This is a genomic window from Lentzea flaviverrucosa (assembly GCF_003350445.1).
GTDB classification, from domain to species: domain Bacteria; phylum Actinomycetota; class Actinomycetes; order Mycobacteriales; family Pseudonocardiaceae; genus Lentzea; species Lentzea californiensis.
The window spans coordinates 264,176-290,201 of sequence record NZ_QQAU01000004.1; the positions used below are offsets into that span (position 1 = coordinate 264,176).

Here is a 26,026-nt window from a genome sequence, read left to right on the forward strand (position 1 = left end):
GTCACTTCGGTGGCCGCCCTTTCACGCGTTCCAGCAAAGGCCGCACACGTGGGGGCACCGGAGTCGACAACGCAATGGAAGTCGACAGCCTTCGGACGTGTGGAACGTCGACGATGTGATCTACCACGCGTTGCAGGTCCGCATTCGATCTCGCGACCATTCGCACGAACAGATCTCCTTGGCCCGTCGTCGCGTGCACCTCGCACACTTCACTGATCGCGGCCAGCCCTTCGCACACTTCGGCCCGGCGTCCCTGCGCGATCTCCACCGTCGCGAACGCCGTCAGCCCGTATCCCATCGCGCCCAGGTCGAGTGCCGGCGGGAACCCGGTGAGCACTCCGCGCTCGACGAGCCTGTCCAGCCGGGCCTGCACGGTCCCCCGCGCGACGCCCAGCCGGCGGGAGCATTCGAGGACGCCCAGGCGGGGCTCGTCCGTCAAGAGCAACAGCAGCTTCGCGTCGAGTTCGTCCACGGGCTGGTCAGAGTGCTCACTCTGCTGATCCGAAGGCATAGATCACTATACAAATTGTCCTGTGAATTCGCTGACTATTGCTCACCATGTCGGGTCGAATCATGCTGATGGGCATGACGCAGCAGCTTGACGACGTGAGCTACGACCAGCTCCGGCAGCTCGTGGGGTTGGTCGACTACGACGCGACCAAGGACCCCTTCCCCGTGCGCTCCATGGACGCTGTGGTGTTCGTCGCGGGCAACGCCACGCAGACCGCGTGGCTCTACCAGGTGGCGTTCGGCATGGAGCTCGTGGCCTACGCGGGCCCCGAGACCGGCCAGCGCACCCACAAGTCGTTCGTGCTGAAGTCGGGATCGGCCCGCTTCGTGATCCACGGCGGCGTCACGCCCGGCTCCGAGCTCCTGGACCACCACCGCCGCCACGGTGACGGCGTGATCGACCTGGCGCTGGAGGTCGGCGACGTCGACCAGTGCATCAAGCACGCCCGTGAGCAGGGCGCCACCGTGCTGGAGGAGCCGCACGACGTCACCGACGAGCACGGCACCGTCCGTCTCGCCGCGATCGCGACGTACGGCGAGACCCGCCACACGCTCGTCGACCGCTCCAAGTACACCGGCCCCTACCTGCCCGGTTACGTGGCGCGCAGCTCGTCCGTGAAGCGCCCGGAAGGCGCCCCGAAGCGCCTGTTCCAGGCCGTCGACCACTGCGTCGGCAACGTCGAGCTCGGCAAGATGGACTACTGGGTCGAGTGGTACAACCGCGTCATGGGCTTCGTGAACATGGCGGAGTTCATCGGCGACGACATCGCCACGGACTACTCCGCGCTCATGTCGAAGGTCGTCTCCAACGGCAACCACCGCGTCAAGTTCCCGCTGAACGAGCCGGCGATCGCGAAGAAGAAGTCGCAGATCGACGAGTACCTCGAGTTCTACGAGGGCGCGGGCGTCCAGCACATCGCGCTGGCGACGAACGACATCATCAAGACCGTCACGGCCATGCGCGACGCGGGCGTCGAGTTCCTGGAGACCCCGGACTCCTACTACGACGACCCGGAGCTCCGCGCCCGCATCGGCGAGGTCCGCGTCCCCATCGAGACCCTCAAGGAACACCGCATCCTGGTCGACCGCGACGAGGACGGCTACCTGCTGCAGATCTTCACGAAGCCGATCGGCGACCGCCCGACCGTCTTCTACGAACTGATCGAGCGCCACGGCTCCCTGGGCTTCGGCAAGGGCAACTTCAAGGCGCTTTTCGAGGCGATCGAGCGCGAACAGGAGCGACGCGGCAACCTCTAGTGGTGTGGCTCGGCACGTTGCCGGTGCATCCGCGGTCAGACGGGTGCATCGTGGTGCCGCCCCCACGTCCTCGTACTGGTCGTACGGGGTCGTGGGGGCGGCGCCGCGAGGCGCCCTGCTGAGCGTGGATGCGCCGCCGACGTGCCGAGTCACGCCACTGGTGGCGATCCCCCGGTAGGCTGCCTCACGGGGGACTCACATCGGGTGGAGGTGGCATGGCATTCGCGCGACGCGTGGCCGCGGTGATTCCGCTGGTCGGAGCCGTGACCACGGCTGCGGCACTGACCGGCGCGGCGTTCTTGACAGTGGCGCACGCGGGCTGTGACGAAGCCGGCCGCTTCGTCCGCACCGGCGAGACGATCCAGTTCGTCGGCGGCTGTGTGAACGGCGCCGACCTACCGTCGGCTCCGACGGCCGAAGTCGAGAACGTGGACAGGTTCGGCTCGAAGAAGCCGTGAGGTTCTGAGACGTGGAAGGCCCCTCCCGCACGGGAGGGGCCTTCTGCGTTGCCGGGAGAACTCAGCCCAACGCCGCCAGCAGGTCGGCCACCAGGTCGTCACCGGACTCGATACCGACCGACACCCGCACCAGGTCGGCAGGCACCTCCAGCATCGACCCGGCCGTGGAAGCGTGCGTCATCTTCCCGGGGTGCTCGATCAACGACTCGACCCCGCCGAGCGACTCGGCGAGCAGGAACAGCTGGGTCCGCGCACAGACTTCGAGCGCGGCCTCCTCGCCGCCTTCGACGATGAACGACACCATCCCGCCGAACCGGCTCATCTGCTTGGCCGCGACGGCGTGCCCGGGGTGCGACTCGAGGCCGGGGTAGATGACCTTCTTCACGCGCGGGTGCCTGGTCAGGGCCTCGGCCACCAACTCGGCGTTGTCGGAGTGCTTCTCCATGCGCAGCTGGAGGGTCTTGATGCCGCGCAGCGTCAGGTAGGCGTCGAACGGCCCGGGAACGGCACCGGCGCCGTTCTGCAGGAAGCCGAACGCCGCGTCGAGCTCCTCGTCGGAGGTGATCAGCGCGCCGCCGACGACGTCGGAGTGGCCGCCGATGTACTTGGTGGTGGAGTGCAGCACCACGTCCGCGCCCAGTTCCAGCGGGGTCTGCAGGGCCGGGGAGGCGAAGGTGTTGTCGACCACGAGCTTGGCGCCGGCGCCGTGGGCGACCGAGGCGATCGCGGCGATGTCGCCGATGTTCAGCAGCGGGTTGGTGGGCGTCTCGATCCAGACGAGCTTCGTCTCGGGACGGATGGCCGCGCGGATGGCGTCGACGTCCGAGACGGGGGCCGGCGAGTGGGTGACGCCCCACTGCGAGAAGACCTTGTCGATCAGGCGGAACGTGCCGCCGTAGGCGTCGTTCGGGATGACGATGTGGTCGCCGGGCTTGAGGAACGTGCGCAGCGCGGCGTCGGTCGCACCCATGCCGGAGGAGAACGCACGGCCGTAGCGGCCGCGTTCGAGCGACGCGAGGCACGTCTCCAGTGCACGGCGGGTGGGGTTGCCGGTGCGCGAGTACTCGAAGCCCTCGCGCAGGTTGCCCACACCGTCCTGGGCGTACGTCGACGTGGCGTAGATGGGGACGTTCACCGCACCCGTGGTCGGGTCCGGGTCCTGACCGGCGTGGATCGCCCTGGTGGCGAAGCCGTATGGGGTGCTCATGTTCGAAGGGTACTCACCCATCTGGCCGCCGACCGCAAGAGTCCAAGCAGTGAAAACGGACCAGCCCCCGGCCGAGGTGGCCGGGGGCTGGTCGAGGTCGTGCACAGGGCGTGCATCGACGCCCTTGGGGCTTTACCAGCCCTGCTGCTGACCGCCGTAGCCCTGCTGCGGGGGCTGGCCGTAGCCGCCCTGCTGCGGGGGCTGCTGCTGCGGGTAGCCGCCGGTGCCGGGCTGCTGCGGGTAACCGCCGGTGCCGCCGTAGGGCGAACCGGTCTCCGGGGCGTTGACCACGATGGACTTCATGATCTTGTCGGCCCAGGTCTGCTTCTTCGGCTCCCACAGCGGGGCGAAGAAGCCCGCGTAGCAGGGCAGGCCGTCGACGATGTGGCACAGGTAGCGCACGAACGTCGTACCGCCGCCCAGCGGCTGCTGGGTCTCCTCGCCGAGGAGCCTGATCTTCGCGACCTTCTTGCCGAGCGACTGACCGGTCTGGCCCTGCTTCACCACCGTGTTCCAGATGATGAAGCCGAAGTTCGCGATCCAGATCGGGAGGGCGAGCAACGTGAGACCGGGGGCGTCGGAAGCGATCGCGATGCCGATGACCACGTAGTAGAGGATCACCGTGACGACGGTCGGTGCCGCGTAGTCGATCAGGCCGCCGATGAAGCGCGAGCCCCACTCGGCGTAGCCGGTGGGAGGCGGCGGGGCCATGCCGTAGGCGGGCTGGCCGTAGCCACCGGGCTGGCCGTAGGCCTGCTGCTGCGGCTGGCCGTACGGGTTCGACTGCGGAGCACCGTAAGGCTGCTGCGGAGCGCCGTAGGGCTGCTGCTGTTGCGGCTGGCCGTACGGGTTGGACTGCGGAGCGCCGTAAGGCTGCTGCTGAGGAGCACCGTAGGGCTGCTGCGGAGCGCCGTAGGCCGGCGGCTGGGCGGGGAACCCGCCGGAGCCGGGTCCCTGTGCCGGGAAACCACCCGAGGCGGGCGGCACCTGACCGGGGCTGACGACCTGGGTGGCGTCCGCGTTCTGCTGCGGTGCGGCAGGAGACTGCCCTGGCGAGACGACCTGCGTCGCGTCCGGGTTCGGGTTCGCCGCGGACGGCTGGCCACCCCCCGGGACGATCTGCGTTGCGTCCGCGTTGGGCTCCTGCGGCTGACCGCCGAACGGATTTCCTGGCGGCTGCGGAGCGTTCATCCGGTTTCCAACCCCCTTGGCTGGGCCGTGTACGAGTGAGACAGGTGTTGATCTGGGGCGTCACGCTATCGGACGCACCGGCTTCTACGCTCAGCGACCAGCCAAGAACCCCAGAATGTCCTGTCGGGTGACGACTCCGGCGGGCTTTCCGTCCTCCAGGACGAGGGCGGCGTCGGCGTTCGAGAGCGCGTTCATGGCGATGCCGACCGGCTCACCGGCGCCGAGCGTCGGCAACGGCGGTGACATGTGCTTGTCCAGGCGGTCGGACAGCTGGGCCTTGCCGGTGAACAGGGCGTCGAGCAGGTCGCGCTCGTTGACGGCGCCGGCGACCTCGGCCGCCATGATCGGCGGTTCGGCGTTGACGACGGGCATCTGCGAGACACCGAACTCGCGCAGGATCGCGACGGCGTCGCCCACGGTCTCGTTGGGGTGCGCGTGCACGAGGTCGGGGAGCATGCCGCCCTTGCGGCGCAGCACGTCGCCGACGGTCGCGCCGGTCGAGTCGGGCGGGAGGAAGCCGTAGGACGCCATCCAGCGGTCGTTGAAGACCTTGGACAGGTAGCCGCGGCCGCCGTCCGGGAGGATCACGACGACGACGGCGTCCTCGGGCAGGTCCTTCGCGATGCGCAGCGCCGCGGCGGCCGCCATGCCGCAGGAGCCGCCGACGAGCAGGCCTTCCTCGCGGGCGAGGCGGCGGGTGGTGTCGAACGAGTCCGCGTCCGAGACCTCGACGATCTGGTCGCAGATGGTCTTGTCGTAGGCCTCGGGCCAGAAGTCCTCGCCGACGCCCTCGACCAGGTACGGGCGGCCGGTGCCGCCGGAGTAGACGGAGCCTTCCGGGTCCGCGCCGATGACCTTCACGGCGCCGTCCGAGATCTCCTTGAGGTAGCGGCCGGTGCCGGAGATCGTGCCGCCGGTGCCGACGCCCGCGACGAAGTGCGTGATCTTGCCGGCGGTCTGGCGCCAGATCTCGGGGCCGGTCTGGTGGTAGTGGCTCGCCGGGTTCTCCGGGTTGGAGTACTGGTCGGGCTTCCACGCGCCGGGGATCTCGCGGACGAGCCGGTCCGAGACGTTGTAGTAGGAGTCCGGGTGCTCGGGCGCGACGGCGGTCGGGCACACCACGACCTCGGCGCCGTAGGCCTTGAGGACGTTGCGCTTGTCCTCGCTGACCTTGTCCGGGCACACGAAGACGCACTTGTAGCCCTTGCGCTGGGCGACCAGCGCGAGGCCGACGCCCGTGTTGCCGGAGGTCGGCTCGACGATCGTGCCGCCGGGCTGCAGCTCACCGGACTTCTCGGCGGCCTCGACCATCCGCAGCGCGATGCGGTCCTTCACGCTGCCGCCGGGGTTCAGGTACTCCACCTTGGCCAGCACCGTGGCCTTGATCCCCGTGGTCAGGGAGTTGAGCTTGACCAGCGGCGTGTTGCCGACCAGATCGACGACGTGCTCGACGTACTCCACCGGTATCTACTCCCCTGCTCCCACTCTCCGAGATAGCGGGACGAAGCGTAGCTCTAGTCGCGGCAGAGGTTGATTCGAACGGCGAGGCCGACGATTCCGGTGGGAAGGGGGTGCCGCGGATGATCGGACTGCGGACGCTGCGAGCGGTGGCGATGACCGCCGCGACTCTCGGAGGTCTCTCGGGCGCGGTGGTCGGTCTGCTCACTGAGCAGGGACGACGTGCTCGTGCGGCCATCGGCGTGCTGGAGCACCTCTGGCCCGCGCCGGACGGCGTGTACCTCGACGACGGCGGTGATCCGGTGCGCCTGGCGGTGCTCGGCGACTCGATGGCGGTGGGTGTCGGTGTGACCCATCCCTCGCAGATGCCGGGCGTGTTGCTGGCCGAGGCGCTGGCGGCGGAGGCCGGCCGGCCGGTGCGCCTGTCGACGTACGCGATCAGCGGCTCGACCACGCGTGATCTGGTGCCGCAGGTCGACGCGGCCGTGCGGGACGTGCCCGAGGTCGCGTTGATCATCATCGGCGCGAACGACGTGACGTCGCGGCTGGGCACCGCCGAGTCCGCCCGGTTGCTGGCGGAGCAGGTGGGCAGGCTGCGCGCGGTCGGGTGCGGCGTGGTCGTCGGCACGTGTCCCGATCTCGGGATCGTGCGGCCGATCCCCCAGCCGTTGCGGATGGTCAGGCGCCGGTACAGCCTGCGTCTCGCGGCCGCGCAGACCGCCGCGGTGCGCCGGGCGGGTGGTGTGCCGGTGCCGCTGGGGAACCTCCTGGCGCCGGAGTTCACGGCACGGCACACCGACATGTTCAGTTCGGACCGCTTCCACCCCAGCGCGATCGGCTACGAGGCCGCGGCCGGTGTGCTGCTGGCGCCGTTGTGCCAGGTGGCGGGGCTGTGGCCGGGCTGGGTCGCCCCTGTCGTGCGGCTGCCGTCCGCGGCGGCGCTGGCGGTGCGGCCGTCCCGCGTGCCGGCGTGGCTGCAGAAGCGGCACGCTTGAGTTTCGGAATTCTCGTCACTCGCGCTGGCCGTGGTGAGCGGGCGTTAACTAGGCTCGAAGGCAACCTTGACTCTCAACGAGGAGTTTCGTGATGCCTGAGGCCGTGATCGTCTCCGCCGCCCGCTCCCCCATCGGCCGTGCGGGCAAGGGTTCGCTGAAGGACGTTCGGCCCGACGACCTGGTGGCGCGGATGATCCGCGCGGCACTGGACAAGGTGCCGCAGCTCGACCCCGCGCAGATCGACGACCTGATGCTCGGCTGCGGCCTGCCCGGCGGTGAGCAGGGCTTCAACATGGCGCGCATCGTCGCCGTGCTGCTGGGTTACGACAACCTGCCCGGCACCACGGTGACCCGGTACTGCGCTTCGTCGCTGCAGACCACGCGCATGGCCCTGCACGCCATCAAGGCGGGCGAGGGCGACGTGTTCATCAGCGCCGGCGTCGAGACCGTGTCGCGGTTCGCCAAGGGCAGCTCCGACTCGTGGCCGGACACGCACAACCCGCTGTTCGGCGAGGCCGAGGCGCGCACCGCCTCCGTCGCCCAGGCCGGTGCCTCGGAGTGGGTGGACCCGCGTTCGGTCGACGTCGTGCCGGACGTCTACGTCCCGATGGGTCAGACCGCCGAGAACCTGGCTCTGCTCAAGGGCGTCTCGCGCCAGGAGATGGACGAGTTCGGCGTCCGCTCGCAGAACCTCGCCGAGAAGGCCATCGCCGACGGCTTCTGGGCCCGCGAGATCACGCCGGTCACGCTGCCCGACGGCACCGTGGTCTCGACCGACGACGGCCCGCGCGCCGGCGTCACGTACGAGGCCGTGTCCCAGCTCAAGCCCGTCTTCCGTCCCGACGGCCGCATCAACGCCGGCAACTGCTGCGCGCTGAACGACGGCGCCGCGGCCCTCGTGATCATGTCCGACACGAAGGCCCGCGAGCTCGGCCTCACGCCGCTGGCCCGGATCGTGTCGACCGGTGTCTCCGGCCTGTCCCCCGAGATCATGGGCCTCGGCCCGGTCGAGGCCTCGAAGCGCGCGCTGGCGCTGGCGGGCCTGTCGGTCTCCGACATCGACCTCGTGGAGATCAACGAGGCGTTCGCCGCCCAGGTCATCCCGTCCTACCAGGACCTCGGGATCGACCTCGACCGCCTGAACGTGAACGGCGGCGCCATCGCGGTCGGCCACCCGTTCGGCATGACCGGCGCGCGCATCACCACGACCTTGATCAATTCGCTGCAGTTCCACGACAAGCAGTTCGGTCTGGAAACGATGTGCGTCGGCGGCGGTCAGGGCATGGCGATGGTCATCGAGCGCCTGAGCTGATCTTTCGCTCAAGATCTGCAAATTGACGCTTGCAAGTGGCTCCGTATCACCCGAACGGAGCTACTTGCCTGCACCCTTCCTGCCGATGAGATGAATCATCGCGCAATGGCGTCATCAGGCGAGGGGAAGTCCGTCCCTACCGATGAGCAAGGAGGGGTCGGACATGCCCTACGTGTGGTGGCAAAGCGAATATGACCTGCAATGCCATGCTTTCCCGCTCGACCAAGCCGATGGTCCCCGCAGCTTTTACGAAGCCGTCTGCGAACATTCGGTGCCCGACGAGCGGGTGTCGCGCGCGCAGGCGGGTGCTCTCTGCATGAACTGCCTGATCAAGGTGGGCACCGAACTGCCGGACGTGCGCTGGCGGGCTTAGCGCCGCCACATCCCGATCGAGCCCGGTGCGCTCTCCACGAAGCCATGTCGTGCGTAGAGGCGGCGGCCGGGCGGATCGGCGAGCAGACTGACCTGAGCGCCCGGAGAGGATTCGTAGATCCTCGCCAGCAGGGCGGTCATGATCGCGTCGCCGATGCCTTTGCGTTGGTGCTCGGGCAGCACCGCCATGTCGATGATGACGAAGTACCAGCCGCCGTCGCCGAGCACCCGGCCCATGCCCGCGGTTTCACCTGATTCCACGTGAATGGCACTGGCGCTGGCCCATGCGCCGTTGATGCCTTTTTCGGCTTCTTCGCGAGTTCGCGCGCTCAGCCCGGATTCCTCGCGCAAGCGCAGGTAGTCGTCGACTGACGGCGGTTCCATGACGAGCCGATATGCGGAGTCCACGCATTCCCCCCGAAGTTGAATTCCCGGTGCTTCCCCGCAGAACGCCGAAGGGGCGCCCCGCCGCGGCGGAACGCCCCTCCAGCACACCCGAAGCGTCAGTCCGAGTTGAAGTACGACAGCAGGCGCAGGATCTCGGTGTACAGCCACACCAGGGTGACCGTGAGACCGAACGCGATCTGCCACGCGAACTTGGCCGGCACGCCGGCGCGGATCGCCTGGTCGGCGGCGTCGAAGTCGATCAGGAAGCTGAACGCCGCGAGGCCGATGCAGACGAGGCTGAAGATGATCGCGAGCGGGCCACCGCTGCGGAGGCCGAGGCCGCCGTCGGTGAAGAAGCTCATGACCAGGTTGAAGAGCATGAGGATGCCGACGCCGATGATCGCGCCGACGATCCACTTGGTGAACTTCGGCGTGACGCGGATCGCACCCGTCTTGTAGACGACGAGCATTCCGAAGAACACGCCGAGCGTGCCGATGATGGCCTGACCGATCATCACGACACCCTGACCCGGGTTGCCGGTCATGCGGTCGACCATGTTGCCGATGATCCCGCTGAACGCGCCGAGGAAGACACCTTCGACGGCGGCGTAGGCGAGGACGAGCGGCGGGCTCGGCATCTTCTTGAACATGATGACGAGGGCGAGCACCAGACCGATGATCGCCGCGGGGAACAGCAGACCCCACGCCTTCATGAGGTACGTGATGACGGCCGTCGTGGCGACCAGGGCGAGCGTCATGCCCGTCTTGGTGACCACGTCGTCGATCGTCATCGGCCGCTCGCTGGTCAGCGGCGGCGGGGCCTGCTGGTAGCCAGCCTGCTCTGGCTGGCCGAAGCCTGCGTAGCCTCCGTACCCGCCGCCGGTCGGCAGGTTGCGGAAGGCCGGGTTGCTGCTCGAGCGCACCTGATCCTCCTGTGGCGTTGCTTTACGCCGTCACTGGGTTCAACGAGCACGCTCGGTGCCATGTTCCCCATCGGTAAAGGCGACTTTACCCCCGACGACGATCACACGTGCGCAAATACTGCGCCAACTCCAGAGCGTTATACGACTACGGCGTGTCGCGGCGTGTCCGACCCGAACTGCGTAAGCCGCGTCACATTCCAATCACGTTCACACGCAGAGTAGCGAGAGACTTCCCCCTCGTGGCGGCTTGTCCCCGGTGTGGGGGACCGACAAGCTCGCACGCGGGATAATCCGCAGGTCAGAGGGGATCAAGATCCAAATGGGCTGGAAACGTCTGGCCGCCGTGGCGATGGTCTCGGGGCTCGCGCTCCTGACCGTTCCCGCGACGGCGTCAGCGGTCGGCGTCAAGGGCATCGGCCACAACGCGTCAGGGCTCCAGCCCAACGCCACACCGGGCAGCGAGTGGCACGGGTCATACATCTGGCAGGACAAGCAGGTGTGGTGCGTGCAGTACGCACTGCCCGCGCCCGACAGCGGTGTCGGCTACCGCGAGGGCGACGAACTGCTGACCAAGGCCGGCAAGAAGCTCGACGCCGGCGTCGCGGCGAACATCTCCTACCTGCTGCTGCGCTACTCCACGACCAAGTCGCCGGAGGAGGCCGCCGCGCTCGCGCACCTGCTGCACAGCTGGACGTCGGTGCCCGACGGCGCGGTGCGGCTCGACACGACCGACCCGAAGTTCCTCGCCTACGACGCGCCCTTCTACGCCGCGCGGCTCCCCCAGCCGGTCCTGGACACCGTCGCGCGCCTGAAGGCCGACGCCGAGGCGAACCGCGGGCCGTGGACGCTCAGCGCGACCGCGCCGAAGGAACCGCTGATCATCGGCACCGAGTCGGCCTGGACGCTCGCGCTGCTCAAGGCCAACGACAAGGGCGTCACGAACGCGCCCATCAACTTCACCCTGACCGACGCCACGCTGGCCGACGGCAAGACCAGCGGCACGGCCACCACGGGCGCGGACGGTCAGCCGGCGACGGTGAAGATCGTCGCGACCGGGCCGAAGCCGTCGATCGCGGCCGTCGCGGACTCCCCCGCCGACCGGCCCGTCGTGCACTTCCCGATCCAGACGGACGACATGCAGCGCATGGTCACGACCGGCGGCGAGAAGAAGCTGAACGCCGCCGCGAACGCCCAGGCCAAGACCGCGCCCGGCGCCGTGAAGATCACGAAGATCGACTCCGAGACGAAGAAGTCCATCCCGGGCGTCGCGCTGCGCGTCACCGCCAAGGACCAGACGTCGGCGGCGAAGAAGCAGGACGACACCGACCTCGTCGGCACGGACGGCAAGCCGCTGGTGCTGCAGACCGGCCCCGACGGCACGGTCGAGGTGCCGGACCTGCGCACGCCGCAGGAGATCTGCCTCGTCGAGGTGGCCGCTCCCAAGGGTTATGAGGAGTTCTTCGACCCGAAGGCGCCGCCGTCCGCGTGCGGCACGCTCGCCGCGGGTCAGACGCTCGCGCTCGAACTGGTGAACAAGCCGAACAAGCCGGTCGTGCCGAGCACGATCCCCGCCGGCGCGGACGGCCAGACGCCGGTCGCCACCGCGTCGTTCGACATGGCGCTGCGTCCGGGACTGATGCTGACGGTGGGTGGCCTGGTGCTGCTCGGCGCGGCGCTGGCAGGCTTGCTGGTGTGGCGCAGGCAGTGAGTCCCAAGGCTTTTCTGACCGGTGCGCTGGTGGCGGGTGTGGCCGCCGCCAGCGTGCTGGTCACCACGTCCGAGACCGACGTCCTCCCCGGACGCGCGGTCGCGGACGAGATCCCGGTGGTGGGACCGGGGCCGGTCGCGGACAGCCTGAGCACCGGCCGCGGCCCCGACCTCACCGGGTTGATCGGCGGTGCGAACACGGCCAACGCCAGGCCCGCCGACCCCACTCAGCAGCAACCGCAGCAGCAACAGCCCGCGCCGCCCAAGGCCGGTCCGGGCTCGGTCCGGCTGCCCGCGGGCGGTTCCGCGACGCTGGTGCGCAAGGAGGTCGAGGACGGCGTGCTGCCGGTGCCCGACGGCATCGGCGAGGCGACCTGGTGGGGCACCGAGCTCGCGGGCGCCGAGGGGGCGACGGTGCTGGCCGGGCACGTCGACTGGAAGGGCGCGAAGGGCCCGTTCGCGGAGCTGTGGCAGGCGCAGAACGGCCGTGAGGTCGTGATCGCCGACAGCGCGGGCAAGGAGTTCAAGTTCCGCATCAGGCAGATCGAGACCATCCGCAAGGAGGAGCTCCCGGCGCGCGCCGTCGAGTTCTTCGGGCCGCGTGGACCGCACCGGCTCGTCCTGGTCACCTGCGGTGGCACGTGGGTCGGCGGTCAGCAGGGGTACGAAGCGAACCGAGTGGTCATCGCCGAACCCGTTCAGTGACCAATCGCGCACCTCGCGCAACCCGTTCGGGTAATCAGTCGTCTCCTAAGGTGTGAAACGGTGGGGATGGTTGACCACGGGCCTTGCTCTGGGACTGGTTCTGGCGGTGGTGATGACGCTGGGGTCTCACGAGGGCCCGGCGAACCAGGCGGACTCCGGCCCGTTGCCGATGGCACCGCGGCTGCCCGCTCCCAAGGACGCGGGACCGACGCCGACGGTCCCCGCACCCACACCCGAGCAGGTGCAGAAGCAGCCGTGGATGCACAAGCTGACGCCGGGTGAGAAGCCACCGCAGTTCGTGCTCTTCTCGTTCGACGGCGCGGTGTCGAAGCAGCACTGGGACAAGGTCCTGCCGATCGCCAAGTCCAAGAACGCGCACGTGACGGGTCTGCTGTCGGGCGTCTACATGCTGGCGGACCCGGACAAGAGCCAGTACCAGCCGCCGGCGGGCCTCAAGCGCGGCCTGTCCGACATCGACTTCGGCGGCACCAGGCAGGACGTCGCCTCGCGGATCGGCTACCTGAACCAGGTGATCGCCGACGGCCACGAGATCGGCACGCACTACAACGGCCACTTCTGCTCGAACGGCACCCAGCCGTCGGTCGACAAGTGGGACACCGCGGCCTGGAACGCGGAGCTCGCCCAGTTCAAGCAGATCGTCGACAAGTCCCGCGCCGCCGGGCTCAACCTGCCCGCCGACGCCGTCCGGGGTGGACGGACGCCATGCCTTGAAGGCAACTGGGACCAGGCTTTCCCGGCGATGGCCGCGAACGGGCTCGTCTACGACACCAGCAAGGTCGCGCTCGGCGTGCAGTGGCCGACCGTCCAGAACGGACTGTACGAGTTCCCGATGCCCGAGGTCCGCGTTCCCGCGCTGGGCAAGCAGGTCGTCATGATGGACTTCAACCTCTGGTACTCGCTCAACCAGGCGAAGAACGAGCCCTGGCGCGCGGCCGACTTCGCCCAGATCGTCCTCGACACCTACAAGTCGGTGCACCAGGCCGCGTTGAACGGCAACCGCGCGCCGATCGTCGTCGGCAACCACTTCAACGAGTGGAACGGCAACGCTTTCTCGACGGCGATGGAGCAGTTCATGGAGTTCGTGTGCGACAAGCCGGAGACGGTGTGCGCCACCTACACCGAGGTGATCCAGTGGATGCAGCTGCAGGACCCGGCGGTGCTGGACCAGCTCCGCCGGATGCCCGCTGCCCGCAACTGGCAATGACTTCTGGCAATGACCTCTGGCAACGACCTCTAGCCGTCGGTCGAGATGATCCGGTCGTCGTTCGCGCCGGGTGAGCCGTTGGCGTCCTGGTTGGACGTGCCCAGCCACAACGTGCCGTCCGGCGCCGGAGCCACCGCGCGCACGCGGCCGTAGCTCGTGAACACCGCCTGCGGGGTGCCGAGCGTGGTGCCGTTCACCGGGATCTTCCACACGCGCTTGCCGGTGACGGCGCCGACGTACAGGGCGTTCTTGTAGAACGCGATGCCGGTCGGGCCGGCCTGGCTGGTGGACCACGTCTTGACCGGGTTGGTCATGCCCGCCGTGTTGCAGTTGCCCTCACACGTCGGCCAGCCGTAGTTCTTGCCGGCCTCGATCCGGTTGACCTCGTCGGTCCTGCTGTTGCCGAACTCCGTGGCGTACGCGGTGTTGCCGATCCACGTGATGCCCTGGACGTTGCGGTGACCGATCGAGTAGACGACGCTGCCGGCGCGAGGGTTGCCGGCAGCGGGCTTGCCCGTCGCGTCGAAGCGCAGGACCTTGCCGCCCAGCGAGTTCCAGTCCTGCGCGAAGGCGGTGTTCTGGCCGTCGCCCGTGGTGGCCCACAGGAAGCCGTCCGGACCCCATTCGAGGCCGCCGCCGTTGTGGTAGCGGTTCTTGGGGATCCCGGTGACGATCGGCTGCGGCGTGCCACCGAGCTGGAGCTTGGCGACGCGGTTGTCGCTGGCGGTCGAGTAGTAGATGAAGACCGAGTTGTCGGTCGCGAAGCTCTTCGACACGGCGAGGCCGAGCAGGCCGCCCTCACCACCGGTCAGCTGGGCCTGTTCCACCGTGTCCAGTTCGGTCACCGTGGTGCCCGAGATCTTCTTGATCTTCCTGGTGTCCCGCTCGGTGAAGATGCCGCTGCCGTCCGGCAGGAACTCGATGTCCCACGGGATGTCCAGCTTCGTGGCGAGCGTCCGTTCGGCGAGGACCGAGGGATCGTCCTGTGCCGATGCGGGCAGTGCGCAGAGGGATGCGGCAAGGGCAGTGCAGGCTGCCGCTGCTGCGATACGACGAGCACGCATGTGCTCTCCTTCGGGTCCGCTCGTAGTTGTCTGCGGCGGCGGTGTTGCAGGGCGTGCTTAAGCAATCACACATCGCATCGGCCCGCAACAGTGGTCCGATGTACCGGGATTCCCGGCCTCCCGGAGGACGAAACGAGGGTTCATCCCTCCGATGACTTCGGGCAACTTTCTGTACGGTCTAGACCGTGGCGGCACGGACCACCTACCGTGTGGTTCGCCGCCGCGCCCCAACGGAAAGCGCTTGCACGCCCAGTAGGGCATGCGGGCCGGACACCCGAGGAGTTGCGCCATGAACGTTGCCGTCACCACCAGCGAGACGAAGCTGCCCGAGGTCAGGCGCGAGTGGGTCAAGCCCGACTTCCGCGACTTCGAGACGCCGATGGAGGTCACCGCCTACGCGGCCCGCAGCTGACGTCAGGCATCGCGCCGGGGTTCCTGGCAGGCTGCCGGGAACCCCGGCCCCGCGCGCGTTCCTGGAGGAGTTCCCGCCCATGTCTGCCGTCGCCCCCGCGGAGTTCGTCGCCGAGCTGCGCGCCCTCGCACCCCGGTACTGGGACAGCCACCCGTTCCACCTGCGCATGCACGCCGGACAGCTGAGCAAGCACGAGCTGCAGGCGTGGGCCGCGAACCGCTGGTACTACCAGCGTTGCATCGCGCAGAAGGACGCCGCGATCCTCTCCAACTGCCCGCTGCCGGAAATTCGCCGCCAGTGGCGTGAGCGGATCGTCTGGCACGACGGAACCCGGCCGGGTGAAGGCGGCGCGGAGAACTGGATCCGCCTCGCGGAGGCCGTCGGGCTGACGCGGGAGGAGGTGCTCGACGAACGGCACGTGCTGCCCGGCACGCGCTTCGCCGTCGACGCCTACGTGAACTTCGCGCGTACGCAACCGTGGGTCGTCGGGATCGCCTCCGGTCTCACCGAGATGTTCTCGGGTGCGTTGATGCGCAAGCGTTTGGCGGCGCTGCGGGAGCAGTACCCGTGGATCGCCGAGGAGGGTTTCGCCTACTTCACCGACCGGATCCAGGCGATCGCCGGTGAGGGACGGGCCACTTTGGACATCGTGGTCGAGCATTCGACCACCCGCGAGCAGCAGCTGGCCGCGGTGTCCGCGCTGTCGTTCAAGTGCGACGTGCTGCGGGCCGCGCTGGACGCCGTCGACTACTACTCGGGCAAGGGAAAGCCGTGACGACGGCCGTCGCGCTGGACGCCGTGCCGCGGATCCGGCGCGGTGTGAAGTGCACCTACGACCAGATCCGTTCCGCGCACGTGGTGCTGTTCCCCGAGGGCGTGCTGGTGCTGAACGAGACCGCGGCTTCCGTTGTGGCGCTTTGTGACGGCGTTCGATCCGTCGGCGACATCGCCGTGGCACTGGCCGACGAGTACGACGGCGTCGAGCCGGGGGACATCGCTTCGCTGGTCGGCCGCATGGTCGAACGAAGGGTGGTGGACGTCGATGGCTGAGGCACCTTTCGGCCTGCTGGCCGAGCTCACGCACCGGTGCCCGTTGCAGTGCGGCTACTGCTCGAACCCGCTGGAGCTGGTCCGCCGCGACGCCGAGCTGCCGACCGAGGACTGGCGGCGCGTCTTCGACCAGGCGCGGTCCCTGGGGGCGTTGCAGATCCACCTGTCCGGCGGCGAACCGTTGCTGCGGCCCGATCTGCCGGAGCTGGTGGCACACGCGAACAGCCTCGGCTGTTACGTCAACCTGGTCACTTCGGGAGTCGGTCTCTCGCGCGACCGGTTGCGTTCGCTGGCCTCCGCGGGGGTCGACCACGTGCAGCTCTCCCTGCAGGACGCGACGCGGGAGGGCAACGACCGGATCGCGGGCATCAAGGCGTTCGACCGGAAGGTGGAGGCCGCGGCCCACGTGCTCGACGAGGGCCTGCCGCTGACCGTGAACACGGTGCTGCACCGGCAGAACCTCGACAACATCGCCGGCATCATCGCGATGGCGGAGCAGATGGGCGCCGAGCGCCTGGAGCTCGCCAACACCCAGTACTACGGCTGGGCCCTGCGCAACCGCGCGGTGCTGCTGCCGACCCGTGCCCAGCTCGCCGTCGCCGACCCGGTGGTGGCCGCGGCGCAGGAACGCCTGCGCGGGCGGATGGAGATCGTCTACGTCATCGCGGACTACCACGAGGCCCACCCGAAACCCTGCATGTACGGGTGGGGTGCACGGCAGCTGACGGTGGCACCGAACGGCGACGTGCTCCCCTGTCCCGCCGCCACGGTCATCTCGTCACTGGAGATCGAGAACGTGCGCGACTCCTCGTTGCACGACATCTGGCACCACTCGCCGTCGTTCAACGCCTTCCGCGGCTTCGAGTGGATGCAGGACCCGTGCCGCTCCTGCCCGCGCAAGGAGATCGACTTCGGCGGCTGCCGATGCCAGGCGTTCCAGCTGACGGGGGACGCCGCCGCGACCGATCCCGTCTGCTCCCTGTCACCCGAGCGGTCCACTGTGGACCTGATCCTGGAGAACGAGATAGCGCCGTCCGAGGTGCCCTCGATGGCGATGAGGAAGATGCGGTGAAGGCGGTCCTGCTCGGCACGACGGCAGGGGGCGGGTTCCCGCAGTGGAACTGCGCCTGCCCGCTGTGCGTGCGCGCCCGTTCCGGCGAGTTGCCCTCGCGGTCGCAGGACTGCCTGGCGATCAGCGGCAACGGCACCGACTGGTGGCTGGTCAACGCCTCCCCGGACATCCGGTCGCAGATCGCCTCGTGTTCGTTGCTGAACCCTGGCCCTGGAGCGCGCGACACGCCGTTGCGCGGCGCTCTGTTCACGGACGCCGAGCTCGATCACACGCTGGGGCTGCTGACGTTGCGGGGCGGTGCGGGCCTGACGGTGTGGGCACCGGGCACGGTCCTGCACGCGTTGAAGGACCAGTTCGACCTGCGCACCGTGATCGACGGCTACGCGCCGGTGGCGTGGCGTGAGGTCGACGAGACCTTCGAGGTCGGTGGGCTGCGGGTCTCGGTGATCCCGATCAGCGGCAAGCGCCCGAAGTACGCCCGGTCGTCCACCGTGGACGGCCATTGGGTGGTCGCCTACCGCTTCGAGGATCCCGTTTCCGGCGGCGTGCTGGTGTACGCGCCCTGCCTCGCGTCGTGGCCCGCCGGGTTCGACGAGGTGGTGGCCGGTGCCGACTGCCTGCTGCTCGACGGCACCTTCTACGCGGCCTCGGAGATGGGGGCGGCGACCGGCAGCTCGTCCGGCCAGGCCGCGATGGGCCACCTGCCGATCACGGCGAGCCTGCCCGAGCTGCGGCGGTTTCCCGGGGTGCGACGGATCTACACGCACCTCAACAACACCAACCCGGTGCTCGACCCGTCCTCGCCGGAATCGGCGAAGCTGCGCGAGGCAGGCGTCGAGGTTCCGTTGGACGGCACGGTGATCGAGCTGTAGATCGGCCACAATCACGGGATGTCCTACGTGATCGGAGGCCGTCCGGTGGCCGCGCGGCTCGCCGCCGAGATGCCGTCGTTCGTGCGGCAGGTGATCGCGTCGCTGGTGGAGCGCGTGCCCGCGTACGCGCAACTGCCCGCCGAGGAGCTCGCCGGCGACATCCACCGCGTCACCGAGCACGCCTTGCGCGCCTTCGCGGCCGTGCTGGCCTCCGGTGAGCTGCCTTCCGCCGAAGAACTGGCATTCCTGCGCGAGTCGGCGGCACGGCGCGCCGAGGAGGGCGTGCCGATCGACGTGGTGCTCACGGCGTACCACGTGGGCATCCAGGTCGTGTGGGAGACGCTGGTGCCCGAGGCGCGCCCGGAGGAGGTCTCGGACGTGCTCGCCCTGAACGCGCTGGTGATGCGGTACCTGCAGCTCGTGACGCCCGTGGTGAGCGCCGGGTACCTCGACGAGCGCCAGACGATGTTCGACGACGAGCGGTCCGCGCGGGCCACGCTGCTGACCGGGCTGCTCGCCGGAACCGTTGAAGCGCCGGGACCTTTCGTGGTGCTGGCACTCGAAGTGCCGCCGCATCCCGACGAGCTGCTGGCGGGCGTGGACGCGGCGGTCGCCTCGCGGCGCAAGCTGCGCCGGTTGCGGGCCGAGCTCGAGCGGCACAGCCGGGAGCCGGTGCTGTCGTCGCTCACCCCCGACGGCGGCCTCGCGCTGCTGCCCGGCGAGGACCTGCCGCTGGAACGGATCGTGGCCGACGTGACGCGGGCGTCCGGGGTCCCGTTGACGGTGGCGGCGGTCGCAGCCCCACCCTCCGGGGTCGCGGCCGCCGCAGTGCTCGCGCGCGAGGTGCTTCTCGTGGCACGGGGCTCAGGACCGGGCCTGTACCGGCTGACCGACGTGCTGCTGGAGTACCAGCTCTCCCGGCCCAGTGCCGCCTTGGAGCCGTTGGCGGCGATCGTCTCGCCCATGACCGACGAACTGGTGCAGACGCTGGAGGTCTACCTGCGGCGGGGCTCCCGGCGCCCCGCCGCCTCCGAACTGCACGTGCACCCGAACACCGTCGACTACCGGCTGCGGCGCGTCGCGGAACTGACCGGACTGGACCCGACGCGGATCGAGCACGTCACGCTTTTGACGGCTGCGCTTGCTGCGCGGCGCGCGCGACCGTAGCGCCGAAGGCCGCCATGCCCGCCGCGTTCGGGTGCAACGGCGCCGCGATCGTCGTCGGGATCAGGCCCTCCAGGTACCGGTCGGCAGGCTTGGCGCACGTGTCGTGCCCGACGCTGGCGGCCGCGAGGTCGACGTAGGTCGCACCGCGCTTCTCGGCCTCGGCCTTGGCGGTCGCGCTGAGCAGGTTCACCGATCCCTGCAGGTAGTCGGCGTCGCGGGCCCAGATCGGCTGGACCGGGTAGCAGCCGCCAGGCCGGATGTAGGTGCCGTAGCCGGTGACGAGGACCTTCGCGTGCGGTGCCCGCCGCTTGACCTCGTCGAGGGCCGCACCGAACTCCGGTGCCCACTGGGCGATGGCCGCGGCGACCTGGTCACCACCGGACGTGAGCCGTGCCTTGCAGGAGAGCCCGACGGGTTCCGGCAGCAGGTTGATGCAGCCGAGCGCCGTCTGCACGAGCCCCACGTCGTTGCCGCCGATGGTGATCGACACCAGGTCCGTCGTGGACTTCAGCGCGTCGTACTGCGGCGCCACGAACCCGAACTGCCGCCCGGCGAAGTCGTCCGTCTTCGCCCCGGAACAGGTGACGTCGGTGAGCTTCGCGTTGAGGAGCTTCGCGGCGATCTGCGGGTAGTTGTCGTTGCTGCTGCGCAGGCACCACAGCGCGGGGTCCTGGTTCGGGATCAGCGGCCCGGCCGCCGCCGAGTCCCCCAACGCCACGTAGTCGAGCGTGTCCGCCTGTGCGGTGCTTGTTCCGGCGACCAACATCGCCACGACAGCCAACCCGGCCACGATTCGCATCCTGATCCTCCAACGTCGTTGTCAGGTCAGCTCATCGTGGTGGCTCAGGTCACTGGCGCGGGTAGGACTCTGCCCAGAGTCATCCGGTCGTGTTTGTGACCGATCACAATGGGCCCGTGACTCCTCCCGATCTCCTCTCGCTGGCCGCGCAGTCCTGCGTGGACGCCGCCGCCCTGCTGCGCTCCGTCGAGGTCGACGTGTCCGCCAAGGGCGACTTCGACCAGGTCAGCAACGCCGACGTCGAGGTCGAGGCGTTCCTGCGGTCCGCGCTCGTGTCCGGCGCGCCCGGCTCGGCGGTCGTCGGCGAGGAACTGGGGTCGGCCACGGCCGCGGTCACCTGGTTCGTCGACCCCATCGACGGCACCCGGAACTTCGTGCGCGGCCTGCCCCTGTCGTGCATCTCGGTGGCCGCGGCCGTGGACGGAGTGCTGGTGGCCGGCTGCGTGCTCGACCCGTTCCGCGACGAACTCTTCACCGCGGCTCACGGCGTGCCGTTCAGCGTCCGGTCGACCGGCCTGGTGATCACTCCCGCCGAGAGCCCGCGCCCTCTGGTGCTGACCGACATCCCGTTGCCCGGCAGCCCGTACTCGGGCGAGATGGAACTGCTGGCCGAACTGATGGAGATCGCGGACGTCCGCCGCGTCTACTCGACGGCCCTGTCGCTCGCCTGGGTGGCGGCGGGCCGGGCGGACGCCGTGGCGAACATCGGCGTGTTCCCCTGGGACACGGCGGCGGGCGCGGTGCTGGTCCGCGAGGCGGGCGGCAGGTTCGTCGAGATCGCGGCCAACGCGTTCGCGGCGGGCCGGGGTGAGATCGTCGACTGGTTGGCTTCGGGCGTGAAGGGCATCGTCTCGTGATCGATCTCAGCGGCAAGGTCGTCCTGGTCACCGGCAGCCACGGCACCATCGGCGCCGGCATCGTCGACCGCTTCACCGCCGCGGGCGCCCAGGTCGTGCACCACACCGGCACGGACGACGGCGACCTGCGCACGTCGGCCCAGCGCGTGGTCGACGACGCTTTCGCCCGCCACGGCAGACTGGACGCGGTCGTGAACAACGCCGGCATCCAGCCCGTGGAACCGTTGCCCGACATGACGTCCGCGCAATGGCAGTCCGTGATGGACATCAACCTGATGGCACCGTTCGCCGTCACCCAGGCAGCGGTCGCGCACCTGCCGGCCGGCGGCTCGGTGACGCACATCGCGTCGATCGAGGGCACGCACCCGGCCCCCGGCCACGCCCACTACGCCGTCTCGAAGGCGGGCCTGATCATGCACGCGCGTGCGGCGGCTTTGGAGTACGGCGGGCGCGGCATCCGCGTGAACACGGTGTCGCCCGGCCTGATCGCGCGGCCGGGCATCGCGGAGCAGTGGCCTTCCGGTGTGGCGCGGTGGGAGGCCGCCGCGCCGTTGGGCCGTCTCGGGACACCGGAGGACATCGGAGACGCGTGCGTGTTCCTGGCTTCGGACATGGCCCGGTGGATCACCGGGCACGACCTGGTGGTGGACGGAGGCGTGACGGCCCGCCCGACCTGGTAGCGACAGCGCTCGATGCGTCGGCCGTTGACACGGCCTCAGTTCGACGGAACGTCGGTTCACCTGTTCGGCTGAACAGGTTGTGCAGTGGATCGCAGAAACTGGCCACCGGCAGGACATTCCAAGAAGACCGATCTCGATATCTTATTCCACCACGCCTGGCAACTTCCCTCCACTTTGCGACAAGAGCTGGCCAACTGCCAGACTTCGCGCATGAAAAACTTGAAGTCGCGGTATCTTTCCGATGTCGACGTCTCCACGGCGCTCGTCGCAGCTGCCTTGAACTATGCGTTCCAGCAACTTGCCGGTGATACGTCAGGCCATGATCCACATCATGTCATGCGCGTCTTCAAGATGGCACAGCGACTGGCGGAAGCGGAGGGCGCGGATCTTCAGACCGTCGAACTGATAGCGGCACTCCACGACGTAAAAGACTTCAAATTCACCGGAGACGAAATGTCGGGAGCCCTGGATGCAAGGCGCTGGCTTCTCGAACAAGACGCCGATCCGGATCTGGCCGAGCTCGTGGCCCGCAACATCGCCGGAATTTCGTTCAAGGGAGCGGGAACTCGAACGAAACCGCTGACGATCGAAGGCAAGTGCGTGCAGGACGCCGACCGCCTGGATGCCGTGGGCGCCATCGGCGTTGCTCGCTGTTTCGCTTATGGCGGCACCAAGGATCGTCCGATCCACGATCCCGAAACCGCTGTCGCCCACCATTCGACGACCGAGCAGTACCTGAGCCATCAGGGAACGAGCATCAATCACTTCTACGAGAAGCTTCTCCTGCTGAAAGATCGCATGCACACACAGACGGCGAAGGATCTCGCAGTCGAGCGGCACACTTTTATGGAGGGATACCTGCAGCAGTTCTTCAACGAATGGGAAGCGCGCTCTTAGACCACAGCTGAGCTCAGCCTGCCGCTGAAGGAGCGTCATGCTGCATGCAGTTCATGATGTCGCCTCGAAACTTCTCGCCGTCAGCTCTTTTCAGGACGTCTGCCTCTCAGTGCTGAACAGGTGCATGCTCGACAACGGAAGATTCGAGGCCGGCCGATTCGGCCGCGGCCAGCATTCTTCCGCGTCCGCTGGGGCCGTCTTGAACGGCGTGGTCTCCATCCCCTGCGTTCCCGCTCGACTGCGGCAGCGAGTTCGCCGCCTGGGCTGCTCACTGCTCACCACAGAGGGACATCTGCGGGGGCATGACGAGCATCCAGGCGACGGCACGACATCCTGGTCACTCGCACAGGTTCTGCATGGCATCGCCAAGGACTCCACCGGTCAGTTTCTACGTTCAGCGAACTTCGCCAACGGACTCACCAGGCTGCTCGCCTTGCAGAATCGATCAGACGGTTCGTGGCCACTGCGTCGCGGTGACTTCGATGATCCGGTTTTCGCGTTCTACCCGGTCTTGCTGTTCGAGCAGCTGTCCCGCACTCAGGGCCCATACGCCGAGTATGTCCAGGAGTCGATACGACTCACCGCCGACTACCTGCTTGACGTGGCATCTGCCACCAACGGAACGATCGCCGACGCAGCCCTCGCCGTTTCCGCCCTGGACAGAATATTCCGCCTGGGCAGGCTGGACGACAGGGCTGTGTCACGCTATTTCGACCACAAGGCGCGTCTGATCTCGGATCTGGTCGACGAGACCGGAAATCTACATTTGACTGATAAGTACATACAGAATGATCTCCAGCCTCGCTGGCACTCAGTTACCTGGACACCCGTTCTGTACGCTTGCACAAGACACTGGGGCGGCGTGCAGTCGAGCCATAATTTCCAGATATCGGCCCGACTGATTGAATCCTTCGATCGGACGGAGTCAGGCTGGAAGGGGCCTTCTCACTCGCCTGGAAGAGCCAGTTCATGGGCATCATCACTGGCCCTGCTCAACGTCTACCTCCTGGCGCGGGACATAGTGACCAGCGGCTTGGATGTAACCGAATACCAGAACACGATGCGGAGCATGAGCGCCCGCAAGAGATTTGACGTCGTCATCTCCTTTGGCGGGCCCGATCGCGCTGTGGCCAGAGAAATCCGGGACCACTTGGTGGCAGCGGGATTGCGAGTCTTCTTCGACACGGACTTCAGACACGATCTACTGGGAGAAGATCTCGCAATCTTGCTCCAGGATATATATTTCGAGCGGAGTAGGTTCGCCATTGCAATCCTGTCTCGATCCTTCCTGAAGTCCGACTGGGCCGGCAACTGGGAGTGGAAGGCAGTCCTGGCGCGAATGAATAAACAGCGACAGGGCTATCTTCTCCCTTATTTTCTGGAGAACGTCGAAGTTCCCGGGCTGAACCCGACCATCGGTTTCCTGTCTGCAGACAAGGTGTCGCCGTGCGAGTTCGCCGACATCGTGGTGCGAAAGGTCCAGGCCGGTCGACGACCGTGACGAATAACACAGTGGACGATGTGCCAGCTCAAGGCGGGACAGATCACATCATCGCACCTGCTCGAGTCCGATCGAAAGCAGTTTGACCTGCAGCGACGAGAGTCGTCCAAGATCACTCTCATCAGCGTCGCCGAGTTTGATGAGAGTGATCGACTTATGGTTACTCTCCGACTACTCTCCGCACATCGATCAGAGGTATCGACCTCGGCCGAACGGGTCGGCGAGGCAAGACGGACGAGCCGCAAAATACCTGATCAGGAACCATGTACTGCGGTGATTCTGTTGGTGCCCCCGACGGGATTCGAACCCGTACTGTGATCCTTTTAAGGGACCTGCCTCTACCGATTGGGCTACGGGGGCGCGGTGAGCCTAGGCGTTGATCGTCGGCTTGTGTGAGCGGATGGTCGTTTCTCGCCCGAGCGGCCCAGCGAATTGGACTAGAGCGAGCATCCGGCTAAGCGTCGAACGGTCCCGAACATCAGCGTGCCCTCCCCGCGCCGAGCAGCTCCTTGAAGCGCAGCGCCACCCAGTCGTGCACGGCCGTGGAGACGTTGTTGTCGCCTGCCCTGTGTTCGAACCAGCGCCAGTCGCAGTTGACGTTGATCTCCAGGAACACGTGGTCACCGCCGGTCACTAGCAGGTCGAACGCCGCCACCTGGACGCGCCAGTGCCGGGCCAGCGCCAGGAGTTTGTCCGAGAGGGACGCGGGGACCGTGGTCGGTGTGACGCGGACCGCGTCCGGGTCCACCCAGAGTTGGGCCGGGTCGAGCTTGTCCACCTGGTAGGCCAGGCACTGCTCGCCTACGACGAACACGCGGAGTTCCGTCTCGGAGGGCACGTACTCCTGGACGATCACGGGTGCCGGTTCTGGGGCGTCGGAGGCGCGGGAGGTTTCCAACGGGCGCGGGAACAGGCCGTGTTGTACGCCCGGGCGTGGTTCCAGGAGGTGTCTGCCCGCCGTTTTGACGATGCAGGCGCCGCCTCCTGGGCGGGTGCGGCCTGGGCGGGTCGTCACGGCTGTGCGCGGTACGCGCAGGCCGAAGGTGGACGCGTCGGAGAGCTGCGTCAGGCGGTCCAGGTGCGTCGAGAAGCGGGACGGGTTCACGTGCGCCCAGTCGGAGCGTGAGGACAGCCAGTTGGCCACTGAGGCCCACTGGTCGACCGCGTAGGCACCGGCGAGGGTGCCTGGTTCTACCGGGACCGCGGAGAGTTCGAAGTGGCGGCGCCAGACCAGCAGGGGGCGCAGCAGCCAGCGGTCCAGTTCGACCAGGGGCTGGTCGGTGTAGACGGTGAGGGGCAGGTCCACGCAGCGGTCGGCGTCGATTCGCGCCATGCGGATGCCGCGCTCCGCCAAGGCGATGGAGAGTTCGTTCATCTCCATGTCGGCGGCGCGGGCCAGCACGAGCACGCAGGGTTGCGGGTTGCCGTCGCCCTCGTCGACCATGCCGAGGCGGTGGACCTGTTCCTGGAAGTCCAGACACTTGGGCGGAGAGCGGAAGAGGTATTCCTGACCCTGCAGCAGCAGCGGTCTGGCAGCCTCGGACGGGGCACCTGGCACCCGCCCGTCAGCCGACCTGCTCAATCGTCCTTCTTGCTGCGGAAAACTTGCCCCGCCTGCGCGTACTCTGCGGCGTACTGCGCCAACGCGGGGTCCTCGATCTCACCGCGACGAAGCTGTGCGGCCAGCTCCTCGAGAGACATCGGGATCACCTCTCTCCCCACATGGCGAATCACGCATTCAGGTGATGCACCAGCCGTAGTCTCCGAAACACGTAACGCAATGTCAAGACGACCCTCGGAGCTTACTCCGATTGGGCGCTCAAGTTCCGCCCTCAAGTCAGACGAGTGCCCCGAACGAGGAGATCGTCCGGGGCACGGCGTCACTTACAGACAGTGAGTCTCTGTGTCACTCCTAGAAGCCACCTCTTGAGGTTGTCGACACGAGAAA

Annotated in this window: 28 protein-coding genes and 1 tRNA gene; 18 read left to right on the forward strand and 11 right to left on the reverse strand. The window is 68.0% G+C overall.

The window, feature by feature from the left end; all coding sequences use genetic code 11:
• Nucleotide 1: 1 nt before the first annotated feature.
• Complete coding sequence (locus DFR72_RS14895; protein ID WP_090065570.1) at nt 2-511, reverse strand: Lrp/AsnC family transcriptional regulator; 510 nt, start codon at nt 509-511, stop codon at nt 2-4.
• Nucleotides 512-585: 74 nt separating this feature from the next.
• On the opposite strand from DFR72_RS14895, the gene hppD reads away from it, so the two are divergent.
• Together hppD and DFR72_RS14905 are read left to right on the forward strand one after the other, a co-directional pair.
• Nucleotides 586-1,767 (forward strand): 4-hydroxyphenylpyruvate dioxygenase, encoded by a 1,182-nt coding sequence (gene hppD, locus DFR72_RS14900; RefSeq protein WP_090065835.1) that lies wholly within the window; start codon nt 586-588, stop codon nt 1,765-1,767.
• A gap of 215 nt (nt 1,768-1,982) precedes the next feature.
• Nucleotides 1,983-2,225: a hypothetical protein gene (locus tag DFR72_RS14905; RefSeq protein ID WP_051771941.1), complete on the forward strand. Its 243-nt coding sequence runs from the start codon at nt 1,983-1,985 to the stop codon at nt 2,223-2,225.
• A 61-nt stretch (nt 2,226-2,286) separates the two neighbouring features.
• Here the strand turns inward: DFR72_RS14905 and DFR72_RS14910 are convergent, their stop codons facing one another.
• The 3 genes from DFR72_RS14910 to DFR72_RS14920 form a co-directional block, all read right to left on the reverse strand.
• Nucleotides 2,287-3,432 carry a cystathionine gamma-synthase gene (locus tag DFR72_RS14910; RefSeq protein WP_177224543.1) on the reverse strand — a complete coding sequence of 382 codons (1,146 nt, stop codon included), beginning with the start codon at nt 3,430-3,432 and terminating at the stop codon, nt 2,287-2,289.
• A gap of 132 nt (nt 3,433-3,564) precedes the next feature.
• Nucleotides 3,565-4,623: an RDD family protein gene (locus DFR72_RS47490; RefSeq protein WP_090065567.1), complete on the reverse strand. Its 1,059-nt coding sequence runs from the start codon at nt 4,621-4,623 to the stop codon at nt 3,565-3,567.
• 90 nt (nt 4,624-4,713) lie between these two features.
• Entirely contained in the window at nt 4,714-6,084 is a 1,371-nt protein-coding gene (locus DFR72_RS14920) for a cystathionine beta-synthase (RefSeq protein ID WP_090065566.1), read from the reverse strand.
• A 119-nt stretch (nt 6,085-6,203) separates the two neighbouring features.
• Here DFR72_RS14920 and DFR72_RS14925 point away from each other — a divergent pair, with 119 nt between their 5' ends.
• From DFR72_RS14925 to DFR72_RS14935, 3 genes are all read left to right on the forward strand, one after another.
• Nucleotides 6,204-7,076 carry an SGNH/GDSL hydrolase family protein gene (locus DFR72_RS14925; RefSeq protein ID WP_090065834.1) on the forward strand — a complete coding sequence of 291 codons (873 nt, stop codon included), beginning with the start codon at nt 6,204-6,206 and terminating at the stop codon, nt 7,074-7,076.
• Nucleotides 7,077-7,167: 91 nt separating this feature from the next.
• Nucleotides 7,168-8,388, forward strand: coding sequence for an acetyl-CoA C-acetyltransferase (locus DFR72_RS14930; protein ID WP_090065565.1), 1,221 nt, complete (start codon nt 7,168-7,170; stop codon nt 8,386-8,388).
• A gap of 163 nt (nt 8,389-8,551) precedes the next feature.
• Complete coding sequence (locus tag DFR72_RS14935; protein WP_143086705.1) at nt 8,552-8,761, forward strand: hypothetical protein; 210 nt, start codon at nt 8,552-8,554, stop codon at nt 8,759-8,761.
• On the opposite strand, the gene DFR72_RS14940 is transcribed toward DFR72_RS14935, so the two are convergent.
• Both DFR72_RS14940 and DFR72_RS14945 read right to left on the reverse strand, forming a co-directional pair.
• Nucleotides 8,758-9,168 (reverse strand): GNAT family N-acetyltransferase, encoded by a 411-nt coding sequence (locus DFR72_RS14940; RefSeq protein WP_245982951.1) that lies wholly within the window; start codon nt 9,166-9,168, stop codon nt 8,758-8,760. The genes DFR72_RS14935 and DFR72_RS14940 overlap by 4 nt on opposite strands.
• 95 nt (nt 9,169-9,263) lie before the next feature.
• Nucleotides 9,264-10,070, reverse strand: coding sequence for a Bax inhibitor-1/YccA family protein (locus tag DFR72_RS14945; RefSeq protein WP_090065563.1), 807 nt, complete (start codon nt 10,068-10,070; stop codon nt 9,264-9,266).
• Between the two features lie 319 nt (nt 10,071-10,389).
• On the opposite strand from DFR72_RS14945, the gene DFR72_RS14950 reads away from it, so the two are divergent.
• From DFR72_RS14950 to DFR72_RS14960, 3 genes are all read left to right on the forward strand, one after another.
• On the forward strand, nt 10,390-11,778 hold the full coding sequence (locus DFR72_RS14950; protein ID WP_090065562.1) for an MSCRAMM family protein: 1,389 nt from the start codon (nt 10,390-10,392) through the stop codon (nt 11,776-11,778).
• On the forward strand, nt 11,763-12,482 hold the full coding sequence (locus DFR72_RS14955) for a class F sortase (protein WP_245982953.1): 720 nt from the start codon (nt 11,763-11,765) through the stop codon (nt 12,480-12,482). The genes DFR72_RS14950 and DFR72_RS14955 overlap by 16 nt, the downstream gene beginning before the upstream one ends.
• Before the next feature lie 70 nt (nt 12,483-12,552).
• Entirely contained in the window at nt 12,553-13,707 is a 1,155-nt protein-coding gene (locus tag DFR72_RS14960; protein WP_245982955.1) for a polysaccharide deacetylase family protein, read from the forward strand.
• 29 nt (nt 13,708-13,736) lie between these two features.
• Here DFR72_RS14960 and DFR72_RS14965 read toward each other — a convergent pair whose 3' ends face one another.
• The gene (locus DFR72_RS14965; protein ID WP_090065560.1) at nt 13,737-14,771 is read right to left on the reverse strand and encodes a PQQ-dependent sugar dehydrogenase; all 1,035 of its coding nucleotides are present in this window, start codon (nt 14,769-14,771) and stop codon (nt 13,737-13,739) included.
• A gap of 289 nt (nt 14,772-15,060) precedes the next feature.
• Between DFR72_RS14965 and pqqA the strand changes: the two genes are divergently transcribed.
• The 6 genes from pqqA to DFR72_RS14995 all read left to right on the forward strand — a co-directional run bounded on the left by pqqA (nt 15,061) and on the right by DFR72_RS14995 (nt 19,344).
• Complete coding sequence (gene pqqA, locus DFR72_RS14970) at nt 15,061-15,183, forward strand: pyrroloquinoline quinone precursor peptide PqqA (RefSeq protein WP_114773677.1); 123 nt, start codon at nt 15,061-15,063, stop codon at nt 15,181-15,183.
• Between the two features lie 79 nt (nt 15,184-15,262).
• Complete coding sequence (pqqC, locus tag DFR72_RS14975; protein ID WP_090065558.1) at nt 15,263-15,958, forward strand: pyrroloquinoline-quinone synthase PqqC; 696 nt, start codon at nt 15,263-15,265, stop codon at nt 15,956-15,958.
• On the forward strand, nt 15,955-16,233 hold the full coding sequence (gene pqqD / locus DFR72_RS14980; RefSeq protein ID WP_245982957.1) for a pyrroloquinoline quinone biosynthesis peptide chaperone PqqD: 279 nt from the start codon (nt 15,955-15,957) through the stop codon (nt 16,231-16,233). The genes pqqC and pqqD overlap by 4 nt, the downstream gene beginning before the upstream one ends.
• Entirely contained in the window at nt 16,226-17,305 is a 1,080-nt protein-coding gene (gene pqqE, locus DFR72_RS14985) for a pyrroloquinoline quinone biosynthesis protein PqqE (protein ID WP_090065557.1), read from the forward strand. The genes pqqD and pqqE overlap by 8 nt, the downstream gene beginning before the upstream one ends.
• Nucleotides 17,302-18,177 carry a pyrroloquinoline quinone biosynthesis protein PqqB gene (gene pqqB / locus DFR72_RS14990; protein WP_090065556.1) on the forward strand — a complete coding sequence of 292 codons (876 nt, stop codon included), beginning with the start codon at nt 17,302-17,304 and terminating at the stop codon, nt 18,175-18,177. The genes pqqE and pqqB overlap by 4 nt, the downstream gene beginning before the upstream one ends.
• An 18-nt stretch (nt 18,178-18,195) precedes the next feature.
• Nucleotides 18,196-19,344, forward strand: a complete 1,149-nt coding sequence (locus DFR72_RS14995; protein WP_090065555.1) for a PucR family transcriptional regulator — start codon at nt 18,196-18,198, stop codon at nt 19,342-19,344.
• Here the strand turns inward: DFR72_RS14995 and DFR72_RS15000 are convergent.
• Complete coding sequence (locus DFR72_RS15000) at nt 19,298-20,143, reverse strand: SGNH/GDSL hydrolase family protein (RefSeq protein WP_177224542.1); 846 nt, start codon at nt 20,141-20,143, stop codon at nt 19,298-19,300. The genes DFR72_RS14995 and DFR72_RS15000 overlap by 47 nt on opposite strands.
• A gap of 116 nt (nt 20,144-20,259) precedes the next feature.
• Here DFR72_RS15000 and DFR72_RS15005 point away from each other — a divergent pair, with 116 nt between their 5' ends.
• From DFR72_RS15005 to DFR72_RS15020, 4 genes are all read left to right on the forward strand, one after another.
• Nucleotides 20,260-21,000 carry an inositol monophosphatase family protein gene (locus DFR72_RS15005; RefSeq protein ID WP_211335430.1) on the forward strand — a complete coding sequence of 247 codons (741 nt, stop codon included), beginning with the start codon at nt 20,260-20,262 and terminating at the stop codon, nt 20,998-21,000.
• The gene (locus DFR72_RS15010) at nt 20,997-21,680 is read left to right on the forward strand and encodes an SDR family NAD(P)-dependent oxidoreductase (protein ID WP_090065553.1); all 684 of its coding nucleotides are present in this window, start codon (nt 20,997-20,999) and stop codon (nt 21,678-21,680) included. The genes DFR72_RS15005 and DFR72_RS15010 overlap by 4 nt, the downstream gene beginning before the upstream one ends.
• A gap of 84 nt (nt 21,681-21,764) precedes the next feature.
• On the forward strand, nt 21,765-22,577 hold the full coding sequence (locus DFR72_RS15015; protein ID WP_245982959.1) for an HD domain-containing protein: 813 nt from the start codon (nt 21,765-21,767) through the stop codon (nt 22,575-22,577).
• Between the two features lie 37 nt (nt 22,578-22,614).
• Nucleotides 22,615-24,078 carry a toll/interleukin-1 receptor domain-containing protein gene (locus DFR72_RS15020; RefSeq protein WP_090065551.1) on the forward strand — a complete coding sequence of 488 codons (1,464 nt, stop codon included), beginning with the start codon at nt 22,615-22,617 and terminating at the stop codon, nt 24,076-24,078.
• 283 nt (nt 24,079-24,361) lie between these two features.
• Here DFR72_RS15020 and DFR72_RS15025 read toward each other — a convergent pair.
• From DFR72_RS15025 to DFR72_RS47495, 3 genes are all read right to left on the reverse strand, one after another.
• Nucleotides 24,362-24,438: transfer RNA gene (locus DFR72_RS15025), tRNA-Leu, on the reverse strand.
• A 118-nt stretch (nt 24,439-24,556) separates the two neighbouring features.
• Nucleotides 24,557-25,660: an ATP-grasp domain-containing protein gene (locus tag DFR72_RS15030; RefSeq protein ID WP_245982961.1), complete on the reverse strand. Its 1,104-nt coding sequence runs from the start codon at nt 25,658-25,660 to the stop codon at nt 24,557-24,559.
• Complete coding sequence (locus tag DFR72_RS47495) at nt 25,657-25,779, reverse strand: hypothetical protein (RefSeq protein ID WP_256238980.1); 123 nt, start codon at nt 25,777-25,779, stop codon at nt 25,657-25,659. Before DFR72_RS47495 ends, DFR72_RS15030 begins: the two co-directional genes overlap by 4 nt.
• Nucleotides 25,780-26,026 lie beyond the last annotated feature (247 nt).